Source organism: Arthrobacter sp. 9E16 (assembly GCF_002929435.1).
Lineage (GTDB): Bacteria > Actinomycetota > Actinomycetes > Actinomycetales > Micrococcaceae > Arthrobacter_B > Arthrobacter_B sunyaminii.
The window spans coordinates 203624-220561 of sequence record NZ_PJIU01000004.1; the positions used below are offsets into that span (position 1 = coordinate 203624).

At 63.7% G+C, this 16938-nt stretch carries 9 protein-coding genes; 8 read left to right on the forward strand and 1 reads right to left on the reverse strand.

Going from position 1 to position 16938, the window contains the following annotated elements; genetic code table 11:
* The first annotated feature begins 97 nt into the window (after positions 1–97).
* The 5 genes from ispD (at position 98) to glgX (ending at position 6136) form a co-directional block, all read left to right on the forward strand.
* Complete coding sequence (gene ispD / locus CXR00_RS16645) at positions 98–862, forward strand: 2-C-methyl-D-erythritol 4-phosphate cytidylyltransferase (RefSeq protein ID WP_104055912.1); 765 nt, start codon at positions 98–100, stop codon at positions 860–862.
* 2 nt (positions 863–864) lie between these two features.
* On the forward strand, positions 865–1377 hold the full coding sequence (gene ispF / locus CXR00_RS16650) for a 2-C-methyl-D-erythritol 2,4-cyclodiphosphate synthase (RefSeq protein ID WP_104055914.1): 513 nt from the start codon (positions 865–867) through the stop codon (positions 1375–1377).
* A gap of 38 nt (positions 1378–1415) precedes the next feature.
* On the forward strand, positions 1416–2870 hold the full coding sequence (gene cysS / locus CXR00_RS16655) for a cysteine--tRNA ligase (protein WP_104055916.1): 1455 nt from the start codon (positions 1416–1418) through the stop codon (positions 2868–2870).
* A 124-nt stretch (positions 2871–2994) separates the two neighbouring features.
* Positions 2995–3996, forward strand: coding sequence for a 23S rRNA (guanosine(2251)-2'-O)-methyltransferase RlmB (gene rlmB / locus CXR00_RS16660; protein WP_104055918.1), 1002 nt, complete (start codon positions 2995–2997; stop codon positions 3994–3996).
* A gap of 28 nt (positions 3997–4024) precedes the next feature.
* Positions 4025–6136 carry a glycogen debranching protein GlgX gene (glgX, locus tag CXR00_RS16665; RefSeq protein ID WP_104055920.1) on the forward strand — a complete coding sequence of 704 codons (2112 nt, stop codon included), beginning with the start codon at positions 4025–4027 and terminating at the stop codon, positions 6134–6136.
* A 50-nt stretch (positions 6137–6186) separates the two neighbouring features.
* Here glgX and glgP read toward each other — a convergent pair whose 3' ends face one another.
* Positions 6187–8811, reverse strand: coding sequence for an alpha-glucan family phosphorylase (glgP, locus tag CXR00_RS16670; RefSeq protein ID WP_104055922.1), 2625 nt, complete (start codon positions 8809–8811; stop codon positions 6187–6189).
* 209 nt (positions 8812–9020) lie between these two features.
* Here glgP and CXR00_RS16675 point away from each other — a divergent pair, with 209 nt between their 5' ends.
* Genes CXR00_RS16675 through glgB form a run of 3 tightly spaced genes read left to right on the forward strand, consistent with a single transcriptional unit; the run spans position 9021 to position 16593 of the window.
* On the forward strand, positions 9021–11054 hold the full coding sequence (locus CXR00_RS16675) for an alpha-1,4-glucan--maltose-1-phosphate maltosyltransferase (RefSeq protein WP_104055972.1): 2034 nt from the start codon (positions 9021–9023) through the stop codon (positions 11052–11054).
* On the forward strand, positions 11054–12823 hold the full coding sequence (gene treS, locus CXR00_RS16680; protein WP_104055924.1) for a maltose alpha-D-glucosyltransferase: 1770 nt from the start codon (positions 11054–11056) through the stop codon (positions 12821–12823). The genes CXR00_RS16675 and treS overlap by 1 nt, the downstream gene beginning before the upstream one ends.
* Positions 12820–16593, forward strand: coding sequence for a 1,4-alpha-glucan branching protein GlgB (gene glgB / locus CXR00_RS16685; protein WP_104055926.1), 3774 nt, complete (start codon positions 12820–12822; stop codon positions 16591–16593). The genes treS and glgB overlap by 4 nt, the downstream gene beginning before the upstream one ends.
* Positions 16594–16938: the final 345 nt, after the last annotated feature.

Genomic DNA, 16938 nt, shown 5'->3' on the forward strand with positions numbered 1-16938 from the left:
GGACCGGCATTTTGTCGTTAAAGTGCGTCTTTCATGCCCGGCTCCCGGACGTGCCGCCCGAATACGCTGCCCGGCCGAGGGGCACTAGGCTGAAGGGGTGCCAACAACCACTTCATCCCGTCAACGCATCGGTGTCATTTTGGTGGCGGGCGGTTCCGGCCAAAGGCTGGGCTACGGGATCCCCAAAGCCCAGGTGCCGCTGTCCGGCGTCGCACTGTTGACCCGGGCACTGCGGGGTGTGGAAGCATCCGGGGTTGCCGCCGCGGTCAGCGTGGCAGTTCCGTCAGGGGACACGGTTTTGCGTTCCCTCTGCGCTGAAGCCGGGATGAGCGTGCCGCTCGCCGTAGTTGACGGCGGGGAAACCCGTGCCCACTCTGTCCGGGCTGCCCTGCAGGCCCTTCCCTCGGACATCGACTCGGTCCTGGTCCATGACGCAGCCAGGCCACTCACTCCGCCTGAGGTGTTCCACCGGGTCGCGGCGGCCTTGGCCTCGGGCGCGGAGGCGGTCATCCCTGCCGTTCCCGTCACCGATACCATCAAGTCAACCGCCCCGACAGGGCCCGGGCAGGCAGGCATCGCCTCACGGACTGTGACGGGCACCCCCGACCGTTCCGCGCTTAGAGCTGTGCAGACGCCCCAGGGTTTTGACGCCGCGCTGCTGCGCAGCGCGCATTCGGCAGCTGAAAGCTTCGACGCCGCACAGGCCGCAGCAGTCACCGACGACGCCATGCTCGTTGAATCCCTCGGAGCAGTGGTTTACGTTGTCGAAGGCTCTCAGACATCCCTTAAGATCACTACGCCGCTGGACCTGCTTCTGGCCGAAGCAGTCCTGGCTCAGGAACAGAATTGTCAGGAGGACTGACCATGCCCGCAGTGAACCTTCCCCGCACCGGCATCGGTGTGGACGTCCATGCGTTCGCTCCCGTCGACGCCCCGCGTCCCCTATGGGTGGCAGGACTGCTCTGGCACGGCGAGCGCGGACTTGCGGGCCATTCCGACGGCGATCCGGTGGCCCATGCGGCGGCGGACGCCCTGTTTTCCGCCGCCGGTCTCGGGGACCTGGGTACCCACTTCGGTACGGACCGGCCTGAATATGCAGGTGCCTCGGGGCTGACGCTGCTGGGCGAAGCCGCCCGGATTGTCCGCAGCGCCGGGTTTGAGATTGGCAACGTGGCGGTGCAGCTGATCGGTAACCGGCCCAAATTCTCCCCGCGCCGCGCAGAGGCTGAAGCAGTGCTCTCGGGTGCAGCCGGCGCACCGGTGAGCGTTTCCGCAACCACCACCGATGCTCTCGGGTTCACGGGACGCGGCGAGGGCATCGCAGCCGTGGCAACCGCCGTCGTCGTATTGGTGCATGAGTCCCTGCGCGACATCTAGATCGCCGCGGAGGCGCCACGGCGCGATAGCCTAGAGCGGTGAGCTTGAGATTCTATGACACCGCTTCCGCGCAGGTCCGTGACTTTGTTCCCTTGAAGGAGGGCGAGGTCAGCCTGTACTACTGCGGCGCCACTGTGCAGGGCCGGCCGCACGTGGGGCATATCCGCTCCGCCATTGCCTTTGACCAGCTCACCCGTTGGCTGCAGTTCCGCGGCTACCGGGTCACCACGGTCCGCAACGTGACGGACATTGATGACAAGATCCTGGCCAAATCCGCCGAATCCATGGGTGCCGAACCCTCCGCCGACGTCGTTCCCAACGAACCCTGGTGGGCGCTGGCCTACCGCTTCGAACAGGAATTCGCCAAGGCTTATGACACCCTCGGCGTCCAGCGGCCCACCTACGAACCCCGCGCCACCGGCCATATCCCGGAAATGCATGCGCTGATTGCACGGTTGATCGACGCCGGCCACGCCTATCCGGCGCTGGATGATTCCGGCGACGTCTACTTCGACGTCCGGTCCTGGAACAAGTACGGGTCGCTGACCCGGCAGAATATTGACGACATGCAGGCAGCGCCCGACGCCGGCCCCCGCGGCAAGCGCGATCCGCGCGACTTCGCACTGTGGAAAGGCTCCAAGGAGGGCGAGCCCCAGACGGCTGCCTGGGACAGCCCCTGGGGGAAGGGCCGGCCCGGCTGGCATCTGGAATGCTCGGCCATGGTCACCAAGTACCTTGGCCCGCAGTTCGATATTCACGGCGGCGGACTGGACCTGCGCTTCCCGCACCATGAGAACGAGATGGCCCAGTCGCAGGCAGCCGGCGACGGCTTCGCTAACTTCTGGATGCACAACGGCATGGTCACCTTCGAGGGCGAAAAAATGTCCAAGTCCATCGGCAACACGGTGAGCCCGGCGGACATGCTGGCCGAAGCAACACCCCGGGTAGTGCGGTATTACCTGGGCCAGGCACATTACCGGTCGGTGCTGGACTACCGGCCCACCTCTCTGCAGGAGGCAGCAGCCGCCGTGGAGCGGATCGACGGGTTTATCGCCAAGGCGCACGCCAAGGTCTACGGCGCCGGAAACTATGCCTTTGTCCTGAACACTGATGCCATGCCGGCGGCCTTCGCCGAAGCCATGGATGACGACCTCAACGTTCCTCAGGCGCTGGCAGCGCTGCACGATACCGTCCGCGCCGGAAACACCGCCCTGGCCGAGGGCAATACCGATGCCGTCCGTGAGGCACTGCACGCGGTGCTGACCATGACGGGTGTTCTCGGCCTGGATGACGTCCGGCAGCCGCAAACAGGCACGGGCGCCGAACACCGGGCCCTGGACGCACTGGTCCAATCGCAGCTGGAAGAGCGGCGGGCCGCCCGCGCCGCCAAGGACTGGGCCCGTGCCGACGCCATTCGGGATTCGCTCGCAGCCGCGGGCATCACCGTGGAAGACACCGCAGACGGCGCCAGCTGGAGTATGGCCCAGGGCTGATTCCGTCCAGAGGGTGAGCCTGGAATGTTTGCTTTCGGAGTACACTGCGGGGCGTGGAACACGCAGGGCCGTGAGCCTGCGTAAACTAGAAGTAATGCTTTCTTCTAGGTTTAAGGTGTAATCGATGGCCAACAACGGACGTCCCGGCGCAATGCGTAAAGCCAAAAAGGGCCCCAGCGGGGGCACCGGTGGATTGGGCCGCAAGGCCCTTGAGGGCAAGGGACCCACGCCCAAAGCCGAAGACCGCCCCTACCACAAGGCGTTTAAGAACAAGCAGCTCTCCGAGCGTTCGGCAGCCAAGCGCGGGGATTCCCGCGACAACCGTGCCGCCGGCGGCCGCAGCGGCACCAACGTCCGCGGCAAGGTGGCTGAGGAAGTCGTCACCGGCCGCAACTCAGTGGTGGAGGCCCTGCGCGCAGGCATTCCCGCCAAGGCGCTGCACGTCGCTGTCCGGATCGACATGGATGACCGCGTGCGTGAATCCCTCAAGATGGCGGCCGACCGCGGCCTGCCCGTGATGGAAACACACAAGCCCGAGCTGGACCGCATGACCAACGACGCCGTGCACCAGGGCCTCGTGCTGCAGATCCCGCCGTATGAATACGCTGACCCCACGGATTTGGCAGCAGAAACCATCGAGGCCTGGAAGAAGGGCCACATCCGCAACGCACCGTTGTTTGTGGCGCTGGACGGTATTACCGATCCTCGTAACCTGGGTGCCATCATCCGCTCCGCATCCGCCTTCAGCGCCCACGGCGTTGTTGTTCCGGAACGCCGCGCGGTGGGCATGACTGCGTCCGCATGGAAGACCAGCGCCGGTGCAGCCGTCCGCGTTCCGGTGGCCCGCGCAGGAAACCTGAACAACACCCTGAAGACCTTCAAAAAAATGGGCATCTTTGTCCTCGGCCTGGATGGCGACGGCGACGTGTCGCTGCCGGACATCGTCCTGGCCAAGGACCCGGTCTGCATTGTCGTTGGTTCCGAGGGCAAGGGACTGTCCCGCCTGGTCCGCGAAAACTGCGACCAGATTGTGTCCATCCCCATTGATTCAGCCATGGAGTCGCTCAACGCCTCCATGGCGGTAGGCATCAGTTTGTACGAGATTTCACGGCAGCGTTCCGCCTGATCCAAGGCGGAGTCATCCCGGAGGCAGCATGGCAGACTTGACCAGCATTAAGCAGGGCCAAGCCGCCGCGCGGCGGGTTTCACGGCCCTTTCCCCTTGGCGTAAGGAATTCCGTTCCCGGTGTTGATGAGGTGCCGGGAACCGCCAATGTCTCTGTTTACGCACCCGGTCTCACCGGCGTCGAGATCCATTTTGAAAGGGCGCCGGGAGACTGGTCCTCGGCGCCCCTGGGTGAATCCGTTGCGGGAATCCACCACGGCCGCGTGAGCGGTCTGTCCTACGGCAGCCGTTACGGATTTTGGCCTGCGGGAAAGGAGCTGCCGGGCAGGCCCGGCAGCTTCCAGCTCCTGCTGGACCCCTACGGCCGCGGAATTGACGAAGTTCCGCATCCGGACGGCGTCCCCCTGTTCTTCTCCGTCCATGTGGATCCGTCCTTTGACTGGGGCGGCGCACGCCAGCCTCATATCCCGTGGCGTGACACCGTCATCTACGAGGCCCACGTCCGGGGACAGACGATGCTCCATCCGGACATCCCCGAGGAGCTGCGCGGCACCTACGCCGGCATGGGGCATTCCGTGATGGTCAATCACTTCAAAGAGCTTGGCATCACCGCGGTGGAGCTGCTGCCGGTGCACTTTCACACCGACGAAGCCCATCTGCGTGAGCTCAACCTGACCAACTACTGGGGCTACAACACCCTCGGCTTCTTCGCCCCGCACACCGCCTACGCCACCAAGGCAGCGCAGGCGGCAGGGCCCAAGGCGGTGCAGGACGAGGTCAAAACCATGATCAAATCCCTGCACGCGGCAGGCCTTGAGATCATCCTGGATGTTGTCTACAACCACACGGCCGAAGGCACCAAGGACCAGCCGGCGCTGAGCTGGCGGGGCCTGGGCGATAAACAGTATTACCGGCACGACGGCGAGGGCCGCTATCTGGATACCACCGGCTGCGGCAACACCTTGGATTTCAGTCAACCGCGGGTGATCCAAATGGCCCTGGACTCGCTGCGCCACTGGGTCCAGGACTATCAGGTGGACGGGTTCCGCTTTGATCTTGCGCCTGCGCTCTGCCGCGATGAAGACGGCCGTTTTGACCGCCGGCATCCGTTCCTGGTGGCAGTCGCGGCTGATCCCGTGCTCCAGGGGATCAAGCTCATCGCCGAGCCCTGGGACATTGGGCCCGACGGGTGGCAGACCGGGAATTTTCCGCCCGGCTGGGCCGAATGGAATGACCGGTTCCGTGACACCACCAGGGACTTTTGGCTCCGGGATCAAGCCGCGCTGGACGCCGGCGGCATGGGAAGCTCGGTGGCACGGATCGCCGGTTCGCTCGCAGGATCGGCAGAGGTGTTCGCCGGATCCGGACGCACCGCGCTGTCTTCAATCAACATGGTTACTGCCCATGACGGTTTCACCCTGGCGGACCTCACGTCCTACGAGCTCAAGCACAACGAGGCCAACGGTGAAGACAACCGGGACGGCAGCAGTGAGAACCGCAGTTACAACCACGGTGTCGAAGGCCCCACCCCGGACCGGGATGTCCTGGCCCGAAGGGCGCAGAGCGCCCGGAATATCATGGCGACCCTGCTGATGTCCCTGGGAGTTCCCATGATCACGGCCGGCGATGAACTTGGGCGCACGCAGCAGGGCAACAACAACTCGTACTGCCAGGACAGCCCCCTCACGTGGCTGGACTGGAACCTGGACGAGGGCGGCCGCCGGATGCTGGCAACCACGCGCACATTGCTGCGCCTGCGCCATGAGTTCCTCGCCTCGCAGCCGTACCGTTTCCCGGCGGACGCCAATGAAGCATCGTTGCTGTGGTTCGATGTTTTCGGCCAGCCCATGGCGCTGGACAGGTGGGAGGATCCAAGCTCCCGGGTGGTCCAGCTGCTGGTGAGCTCCCGGAACGGGATGCTGAAGGGCCTCATGGTCCTGAACGGCTCGCTGGAGGATACCGAATTCACCCTGCCCGAGGCTCAGGCCCTGGAGGGATCAGGTGCAGCCCGCGACGAAAACCACTCCTATGAACTGCTGCTGAGCACCGCCGCCGATGCGCAGGAGCGCACCGGCTTGCGGCTGCGCGGAGGGGAGAAGGACATCCTGCCGGCCAACTCAGTGAGCCTGTACCGGGCCTAGACGAGCCCGGACCGGCATCTGGGTTGTCGCCCAGATGCCGGAAGGGCCAACTAGGCGTTGGCCACCAGCCCCAGTTCCGCTTTGGAAGCCAGCCCTGCGTGCACCGGAAGCACCCTCACGGTGTATCCGAAGGGGCCGGCCTGCTCAATGCCGATCGTGCCGGAGAACATGTGGCGGCCAGAGCCGAGGTCCTCTGCCTGGACCAGCTCCTCGGTCCGCGGGTCCGCCAGCTGGTCATTTTCCAGGGCCTTGCCGTACGCCACTTCCACGCTAACGTCCTCCGGACGCAGGGAGCCCAGTGATACGTAGGCCTGCACTTTCAGCTGGTCACCGATTTGCGGGTCATCGGTGATGCCGATGGAATCCACATGTTCCACCGAGACAGCGGACCAGCCGTCGCGGATTCGGGTGATCCATTCCGCCAGTTCCTTCGCTGCTGCGTACCCGTTGGCGGAAGCAGCACGCCCGGACTGTCCGGCGGGGCGGTAGAGCTGGTTTACGTAATCGCGCAGCATGCGGTTCGCAGACACCGCCGGACCAAGGTCGGCCAGCGTGTGCTTGACCATTTCCAGCCACTCGCTGGGCAGGGAGCCTGTCGGTGCATCCGAAGGGCCGGCGGAACCAGCCTCCGCGGGCGGTTCCTTTCCATAGAACATGGGCGTCACAGCGTTTTCCAGCAGGTCATACAGTGCTGCCGCTTCCAAATCATCGCGCTGGTCCGGTCCGTAAACCTCCCTCGTACGCGCTCCCTGGGTCGGGTTGGCGGAGGGAATGGCCCAGCCGTTGCCGCCGTCGAACATCTCGTCCCACCAGCCGTCCAGGATCGAGAGGTTCAGTCCTCCGTTGATCGCAGACTTCATGCCCGAGGTGCCGGATGCCTCCAGCGGCCGCAGCGGGTTGTTCAGCCACACGTCGCAGCCGGGAAACAGCGTTCGTGCCATGGCGATGTCGTAGTTGGGGAGGAACACAATGCGGTGCCGGACCTCCGGATCATCGGTAAACCGGACGAGATCCTGGATCATGCGCTTGCCCTGCTCATCGGCGGGATGCGATTTGCCGGCAACCACCACCTGAAGCGGATGGGTGGGATGCAACAGGAGGGCTTTCAGCCGGGCGGGATCCCTGAGCATAAGGGTCAGACGCTTGTAAGTGGGGACCCGTCGGGCGAACCCGATGGTAAGGATGTCCGGGTCCAACACGTTCTCGGTCCAGGCAAGCTCGGCATCAGTGGCACCGCGCTTGCGCCAGGCGGCACGCACCCGGCGGCGCACGTCATCGATCAGGTTGGAACGCAGTCGGCGCCGAAGGTCCCACAGATCTCTGTCGCTGATCTCGTAGGCCCGGCTCCAGTCGCGGTCGTGAACCGTGGCGACACCGAACTTCTCGCGGGCCAGTTTGGTGAGTTCCGGATCAACCCAGGAGGGCACGTGCACGCCGTTGGTCACCGAGGTGATGGGCACTTCGGAGATATCGAACCCGGGCCACAGGCCCGAGAACATTTCCCGGGACACCTTTCCGTGCAGCTTGGCCACGCCGTTGGCACGCTGGGCCAGGCGAAGACCCATTACTGCCATGTTGAACTTGCCGGGATCACCGCCGTCGTAGCTTTCAGCACCCAGGGCGAGGACCTTGTCCGTCGGGACCGACTGCGCCAGCCCGGCGCTGAAGAAATGCCGGATCTGGGACTGGTCAAAGCGGTCAATGCCCGCAGGGACGGGAGTATGAGTGGTGAAGACAGTGTTGGCACGGGTTGCGGTCAGGGCTTCTTCCCAGCCCATGCCGTTGTCCATCAGTTCGCGGATGCGTTCAACGCCCAGGAACCCGGCATGGCCTTCGTTGGTATGGAACACCTCAGGGGCCGCCGTGCCGGACAGGCGCTCGTAAACCCGCAGCGCCTTGACGCCGCCCATGCCCAGTAAAAGCTCCTGTTGCAGGCGGTGGTCTCCGCCGCCGCCGTAGAGCCGGTCCGTAATGCCGCGGGCGGCGTCGTCGTTGCCGGTAACGTCCGAGTCCAGCAGCAGCAGCGGAACACGTCCGACGTCGGCACGCCAAATCTGCGCGGAAAGCCGGCGGTTATTGGGCAGCGGGAGGTTGACCCGGGCGGGGGTGCCGTCTTCTTCGCGCAGCAGTGTCAGCGGCAGGCCGTTGGGATCCAGCACAGGGTAAGTTTCCAGCTGCCAGCCGTCGCGGGACAGCGCCTGCTTAAAGTACCCGGCCTGATAGAGCAGGCCGACCGCTATCAGGGGGACACCCAGATCCGAGGCCGACTTAAGGTGGTCGCCTGCAAGGATGCCCAGGCCGCCGGAGTACTGGGGCAGGACGGCACTGATGCCGTACTCGGGGGAGAAATACGCCACGGCACGCGGTGCGTCTTCACCCAGTGTTTGATACCAGCGCGGGGCGGTCAGATAGGCATCCAGATCTGCACCGAGATCCTGGATGCGCTGAACCAGTCCAGCGTCCTGTGCCAGCCGTTCGAGGCTGCCGCGGCTCACTGACCCGAGGAACTTGACCGGGTCATGCCCGCTGGCCTTCCAAGCCGCCGGGTCAAGGTCGGCGAAGAGCCGGGTGGTGGGCTCATGCCAGGACCACCTCAGGTTTGAGGCCAGCTTACTCAGGGGAGCAATGCTGTCGGGGAGGACGGTTCGGACGGTAAACCTTCGAATTGCCTTCACCCGGGTTACGCTAGCGCAAAACGAACCCCGAATGGCATGGGTAGTGCTTGGAATCTGTTAGATTTCTGCCAATTGAGTCTCTGTGTCGGTGCTGCGCGAAAAACCCGCCAATACCCGCCGCCACCTGCGGCAAAACCCCAGAAAGTACGTTGGCTTAGCATTCTGCCCGGAATGTCGCTAACGTCTAGTCTGTGACCAGTTCCAGTGCGATGCCATCCAATGACCTGCCCGCCGAGGAACTCCGGTTCGGCCGGATTCCCATCATCAACGTGACCCCGGTGGTTGAATGCGGCCGCATTCCGGCCAAAGCCATACCGGGTGAGGACCTCGTCATCGGGGCCACGGTCTTCCGTGAAGGCCATGACCTCGTGGGCGTCAGCGCAGTGCTGTATGACCCTGAAGGCACCGAGATACAGCGGGTGCGGATGCACCCGGTGGGCATCGGCCTGGACCGGTGGGGCGGTTTGCTCCGGCCTGAAGGCACCGGCTCCTGGAGCTTCGCCGTCGAGGGCTGGGCTGACCTGTACTCCACCTGGCACCACAACGCTGAAGTGAAGATCAATGCCGGCGTGGACACAGACTTGATGCTCGCGGAAGGGGCTGCCCTGTTCCGGGATGCCGCGCAGGAGCGCACCGGTGACAGCGCACGGATTTTTGAGGCTGCGGCAGCAGCGCTCGCCGACACCGGTCTGCCCGTGGAGGACCGCCTGGCGGCAGCAGCTTCCGATGCTGTTCTTGCGGTCCTCGACCGGGAACCGATCCGCGACCTGGTGACCAGCAGCCCCCGTTTCCCCCTCCACGTTGAGCGTGAGCTTGCCGGCCGCGGTGCCTGGTACGAGTTCTTTCCGCGCTCCGAGGGCGCAAAACTGGATCCCGCAACCCGGGAGTGGACTTCCGGGACCTTCCGCAGTGCCGCGCGCAGTCTGCAGCGGGTAGCGGATATGGGCTTTGACGTGATCTACCTTCCGCCGGTGCATCCAATTGGCGTGACCCACCGGAAGGGGCCCAACAACACGCTTGTCGCCGGCCCCGGAGACCCCGGCTCCCCCTGGGCCATCGGTTCCGCTGAGGGCGGCCATGACGCCATCCATCCGGATCTCGGTACCTTCGAGGACTTCGACGCGTTCGTGGACACGGCCCGTGAACTGGGTCTGGAAGTGGCTATCGACCTTGCCCTGCAGGCGTCCCCGGACCATCCCTGGGTGACCAGCCATCCGGAATGGTTCACCACACGCGTGGACGGCACAATCGCTTACGCCGAAAACCCGCCGAAGAAGTACCAGGACATCTATCCCCTGAACTTCGACAACGACTTCACCGGCTTGTCGGAGGAGATCCTGCGGATCGTGCTGATGTGGATCGGCCACGGCGTCAAGATTTTCCGCGTGGACAATCCGCACACCAAGCCCCTGAGGTTCTGGGAATGGCTGATAAAGACGGTCAATGAAAAGCATCCGGAGGTCATCTTCCTAGCCGAGGCATTCACCCGCCCGCCCATGATGCATGCCTTGGGCATGGCCGGATTCCAGCAGTCCTACACGTACTTCACCTGGCGGAACACCCGCAAGGAACTGGAGGAGTACTTCACCGAGGTCTCGTCTGAGACTGCCGCATTCTTCCGGCCGAACTTCTTCGTAAACACTCCGGATATCCTGACCGAGTTCCTGCAGTACGGTGGACCGGCGGCCTTTAAGATCCGGGCCGTTCTGGCCTCCACAGCCAGCCCGCTCTGGGGCGTTTACGCCGGCTACGAGTTGTTTGAGCATGTGGCCCGTCCCGGTGCCGAAGAGTACATCGACAACGAAAAGTTCGAGTACAAGGAGCGTGACTTCGCTGCGGCGGAGGCGGAGGGCAGGAGCCTGGCCCCGTACATCACCCGGTTGAACGAAATCCGGCACACACATCCGGCGCTGGGGGATCTGCAGAACCTGACGGTGCATTCCAGCACAGACGAGTCAATCGTGGTGTACTCCAAGCACAAGGAGGTCCGCCCCGGGGACCCCGCCAGCAGGGACACCCTGATTATCGTGGTGAACACGGACCCGCACAGCGCCCGGGAATGTGGCGTGTCGCTGGACCTGGGGGCACTGCACCTTGATCCGAAGGACTTCAACGACGACGGAACCTTCTGGGTGGATGATCTTCTCAGCGGCCAGAGCTGGCGCTGGGGAGCTCACAACTATGTCCGGCTGGACGCCCATTTTGAACCTGCACACATCCTGTCAGTTCGGAGGAACTCCTAGTGCCCAACCCGTTTCAGCTGCACGCCCCAGGTCTCACGAATGACCCGCACTGGTACCGCAAAGCAGTTTTCTATGAAGTGCTCGTGCGCGGCTTCGCGGATGCCAACGGGGACGGGTCCGGCGACTTCACCGGTCTGATCGACAAACTCGACTATCTGCAGTGGCTCGGCGTTGACTGCCTCTGGCTTCCCCCGTTCTTTAAGTCCCCTCTTCGGGACGGCGGATACGACATCTCTGATTACTACGATGTCCTGGACGAATTCGGAACCATCAGCGACTTCAAGCGGCTGGTGGCTGAAGCCCACGCCCGCGGCGTGCGCGTGATCATTGACCTTCCGCTGAACCACACCTCGGACAAGCATCCGTGGTTCGAAGAATCCCGCAGTGATCCGGACGGCCCTTACGGTGACTTCTATGTCTGGTCCGACACGGACCAGAAGTATGAAGACGCACGCATCATCTTCGTGGACACCGAAGAGTCCAACTGGGCCTTTGACCCCGTGCGGCGGCAGTTCTACTGGCACCGTTTCTTCAGCCACCAGCCGGATCTCAACTTCGAGAATCCCAAGGTGGTTGAGGCGATCTTCGACGTCGTCCGGTTCTGGCTCGACCAGGGCATTGACGGGTTCCGCGCCGATGCCATTCCTTACCTGTTTGAGGAGGACGGCACCAACTGCGAGAACCTTCCGGCGACGCACCGCTTCCTCAAGGACCTGCGCACCATGGTGGATGAAAACTACCCCGGACGCGTCATCGTGGCGGAGGCCAACCAGATGCCGCATGAGGTCGTGGAGTACTTCGGCGACGAAACCGGGCCCGAATGCCACATGGCGTTCCACTTCCCGATCATGCCCCGCCTCTTCTACGCGCTGCGCGACCAGAAGGCTGCGCCCATTGTGCAGACGATGGAGGAAACCCCGGACATTCCGGCGGGTGCCCAATGGGGAACCTTCCTGCGCAACCACGATGAGCTCACCTTGGAAATGGTCACCAACGAGGAGCGCCAGGCGATGCTCGGCTGGTACGCACCGGATTCACGCATGCGGGCCAACGTCGGTATCCGCCGGCGGCTCTCGCCGCTTCTGGACAACTCCCGTTCGGAAGTGGAACTGATCCATGCGCTGCTGCTTTCGCTTCCCGGCAGCCCGTTCCTCTACTACGGCGACGAAATCGGGATGGGCGACAACATCTGGCTTGAGGACCGGGACGCCTCGCGAACCCCCATGCAGTGGAACCCGGACCGCAACGCCGGCTTCTCCACCGCCGATCCCGGAAAGCTGTACCTGCCCGTGGTGCAGTCGTTGGTCTACCACTACAACCACGTGAACGTGGAAGCCCAGCTGGCGAGTTCCAGCTCGCTCCTGCACTGGATCCGCCAGATGATCATGGTCCGCAGGACCCACCCCGCGTTCGGGCTCGGTTCCTACCGGAATGTGCCCACCGAGGCGGAGTCCGTCCTGGCGTTCCTGCGCGAACTGCCGGCGGATAATCCCGAAGGCGAGGTGGGAGAAGTCATGTTCTGCATTTTCAACCTCTCCCAGCACCCGGTTTCGGCCACGGTGAGCCTGCCCGAGTTTGCCGGGCGCGGGTTGCGTGACGCCTTTGGCGGTACCCCGTTCCCGGCCTTCGGGGCGGACGGTTCCGTCACCCTGACCCTGGGCAGCCACGATTTCTACTGGCTGCGCCTGCGCTCTCCGAAATCAAACACTTCCTCGCCCCTGACCGAAGCGATTCCCCTCATTCCCATTTCGGAGGCCGTGAAGAAATGAGCCAGTTGACTCCGTCGCTGCCTGAACTCCTGACCGCCTGGCTGCCGCAGCAGCGCTGGTTCCCCGCGAAGGGCCGCGAAATTTCCCTGGACAGGGTGGGCGGCATCCGCTTGGAAGACCCGGCGGGGGCTGTGGAACTGGAAGTCCATCTCATCGCCGTGAGCTCGGGTCATCGAACGGACGTCATCAACGTCCCCGTCAGCTACCACAGCACCCCGGTGCCCGAATTGGCCGATTCGCTGCTCGGACGTGCCCAGCATGCCGAGCTGGGAGAGCGCTGGCTCTATGACGGTACTGCTGATCCGGTATTCGTTACGGCGTGGTTGGAACTGATGCGTTCGCAGTCGTCCTCGGTGGACGGCCACACCCACGGCATCGCGTTGGCCGGATTTGCCGAGTGGCCGCCCTTTGACAGCGTGGTGGATGCCAAGCTGATGAAGGGCGAGCAATCCAACACTTCCGTGGTGGTGCCCGCCCGGCCCAACCAGCTGATTATCAAGTTCTATCGGGTCCTCGCCGCGGGAGAAAGCCCCGATGTACAGGTCAGCGCCAAGCTCACTGCCATGGGTTCCGCCGACGTGCCGACCACCTTTGGCTGGGTGACGGGGAGCTGGCGGGATCCGCTGGCCGACGACGGCGCCTGGGTCGCCGGGGACCTCAGTGTCCTGCGCGAGTTCATCCCCAACAGTGAAGATGCCTGGCGCCCTGCTTCCGCTGCCGCCCTGGCGAATTCCGATTTCACCGCCGAGGCTGAAGAGCTGGGGGCAGTCACCGGGCGCATCCACCAGCAGCTGGCACAGGCTTTCGGCAGCCAGCCTCCCAGTGCGGCGGAACGCTCCGATTTCCTTGAGTCCCTTGAAAACCGGATCCGCTGGGCCTGGAAAGAAGCCCGGAGCTATGTGGGGGAGTACGACGAACCGCTGGAGTACCTGCTCCGGCAGATCAGCAACCTCGAGAAGCTGCCCAACCTTCAGCGCATCCACTCTGATTACCACTTGGGCCAGGTGCTGAAATCAGGCACCCATGGCTGGATGGTGCTGGACTTTGAAGGAGAGCCGCTGCGGCCGGCCGCTGAGCGCAGCGTTCCGGACGTGCCGCTGCGCGACGTGGTGGGCATGCTCCGGTCCATTGACTACGCCGCCGGCGTGGCGCTCGTCGAAGGCCCCGGAGAGGGTGACGCTGCCAGTTCCAAAGATCAGCAGCGCCGCGGCTTGGAAGCCGCACGCTGGGCCGCTACGGCGTCCGAAGCTTTTCTCCGCGGCTATGAGAAGGAAACAGGCACGCAGATCAACCGCAGCGATCCGCTGTACCTTGCCCTGTGGCTGGACAAGGCCCTTTACGAAGTTGTCTACGAAATACGCAACCGCCCCGACTGGGTCCGCGTGCCGGTCGCTGCCGTTCGGCAGATTCTGGAACAGGCACGCAGGCAGGTCCACGGAACGAGCAGCCAGGAAGAGAATTCAGTGACTAAGACTCCACCCTCCGCTCCTAAGGGGAACCGTCCTTCGGAATCCGCGCTGCCCGCGAAAGCGGACGACGTCGTCGTACCGGCCGCCGGCGAAGCTGCCGTGGTGCCCGCGCACCGCAACCCGCTGCCGGTTTCCACGGATGTGCTGCAGGCCGTGTCCGAGGGCCGGTATCACCAGCCGCACGCTGTGCTGGGCGCCCACGTGGATGACCAGGGCCTCGTGACGATCCGCACCCTGCGTCCCCTTGCCCAGCAGGTAGTCGCTGTGACTGCCGGCGCACGTGTTGAGCTTCAGCACGAGTACAACGGCATTTGGGTTGGCACACTTCCTGCTGATCGTCCGGGCCAGGTTCCCGATTACCGGCTCGAAGTGACCTACGAGGGTCTTGGCGCGCAGCGCTTTGATGACCCGTACCGGTTCCTGCCGTCGCTGGGGGAGATCGATCTGCATCTCATCGGCGAAGGCCGGCACGAGAAGCTGTGGACGGTGCTTGGAGCGAACCTGCACCATTACAAATCTGTCCTCGGTGATATCGACGGCGTCAGCTTCGCCGTTTGGGCACCCAACGCACAGGCGGTGCGCGTCAAGGGCGATTTCAACGCCTGGGACGGCAGGATTCACGCCATGCGCTCCCTGGGCGGCTCCGGAGTATGGGAATTGTTCATCCCCGACGTGGAACCCGGCGCGCGTTACAAGTATGAAATCCTCGGCAGCGACGGAATCTGGCGTGACAAAGCCGACCCCCTGGCCCAGGCCACGGAGGTTCCGCCGTTGACCGGTTCCCGGGTGGTGGAGTCCACCTACGTGTTCCAGGATGCGGAGTGGATGGAAGCCCGGGCGGCACGGGACCCGCACAATGCACCCATGAGCGTCTACGAAGTGCATCTCGGATCGTGGCGCCTCGGCCTGGACTACCGCCAGATGGCGGACCAGTTGGCGGAATACGTGAAGTGGCAGGGGTTCACCCACGTGGAGTTCATGCCAGTCGCTGAGCATCCGTTCGGCGGCTCGTGGGGTTACCAGATCACCTCCTACTTCGCTCCCACTGCGCGCTTCGGGCATCCGGACGACTTCCGTTACCTGGTGGACAAGCTGCATCAGGCGGGCATCGGCGTCATCCTGGACTGGGTGCCGGGACACTTCCCCAAGGACGAATGGGCGCTGGCCAAATTCGACGGGCAGACGCTGTACGAACACGGAGATCCGCTCCGCGGCGAACAGCCCGACTGGGGCACGCTCATTTTCGATTACGGCCGCCGGGAGGTCCGCAACTTCCTCGTCGCCAACGCGATCTACTGGCTTGAAGAGTTCCACATCGACGGCCTGCGAGTGGATGCCGTGGCCTCCATGCTGTACCTGGATTACTCCCGGCCCGCCGATCAGTGGCGTCCCAACGCCTTTGGCGGCCGGGAGAATCTCGAGGCCATCTCCTTCCTGCAGGAAGTCAACGCCACCGCGTACCGCCGTGTCCCCGGCATCGTGATGATTGCGGAAGAGTCCACCGCGTTCCCGGGCGTTACCCAGCCCACCAGCAGCGGAGGCCTGGGATTTGGCCTGAAATGGAACATGGGGTGGATGCACGACACGCTGGAGTACATGTCCGAGGACCCCATCAACCGGATGTACCACCATGCCAAGTTGACGTTCTCCCTGGTGTACGCCTATACGGAGAACTTCCTGTTGCCGATCAGCCATGACGAAGTTGTGCACGGCAAGGGTTCACTGCTGCGGAAGATGCCCGGCGACCGCTGGCAGCAGTTGGCCAACGTTCGGGCCTATCTGGCGTTCCAGTGGGCACACCCGGGTAAGCAGCTCATCTTCATGGGCACGGAATTCGCCCAGGAAGCGGAATGGTCGGAACAGTACGGTCTGGACTGGTTCCTCACCGACACCCCGCAGCATAAGGGCGTGCAGCTGCTGGTCCGCCAGCTCAACGAGATCTACCGGAATACACCGGCTCTTTTCGACCGCGACAACGAGCCGGCCGGATTCCAGTGGATCAACGAGAACGACGGCGCCCGCAACGCACTGTCCTTTATCCGGTACGACCATCAGGGCAACCCCCTGGTGTGCATCGCCAACTTTGCCGGCGCCCCGCATGAGAACTTCAGGCTCGGCCTGCCGTGGGCCGGCGAATGGGTGGAGGCATTGAATACGGATGCGGCTGAGTTCGGTGGATCCGGTGTGGGCAACCTGGGCGTTGTCACCGCTGAAGAGGGAGCCTGCAACGGACAGCCTGCCTCGGCGACGCTGACTGTACCGCCGTTGGGTGTGCTGTACCTGTTGCCCAAGGACGTCTAGGCCGGGCAATTTAGGGTGATCAGGCCCGGGGCGCAGCCGCTCCGGGCCTGGTTCACCGCAGCCGCAAAACCGTGCTAGAGTTAATACCCGCGCTGATCGAGGCAACGAGAACAGCTGAGCGTCACGGAGCCTAGGCTCCATCCGGTTCGCCGGAAGGACGAACAGCCGTTTTGACAGACTCTGATCAGGGCGGTAAGATTGAAAAGTTGCTCCGGAGCGATGCAGAGCGGAAGATCCTTGGATCTGAGCCTGTTGGTGCCGGAAGCAGTCTGTTGTTTGAGAACTCAATAGTGTGCCAAGTTTATTGATACCAATTATTTTAATTGGTTGAACTGGTTGTTTCCG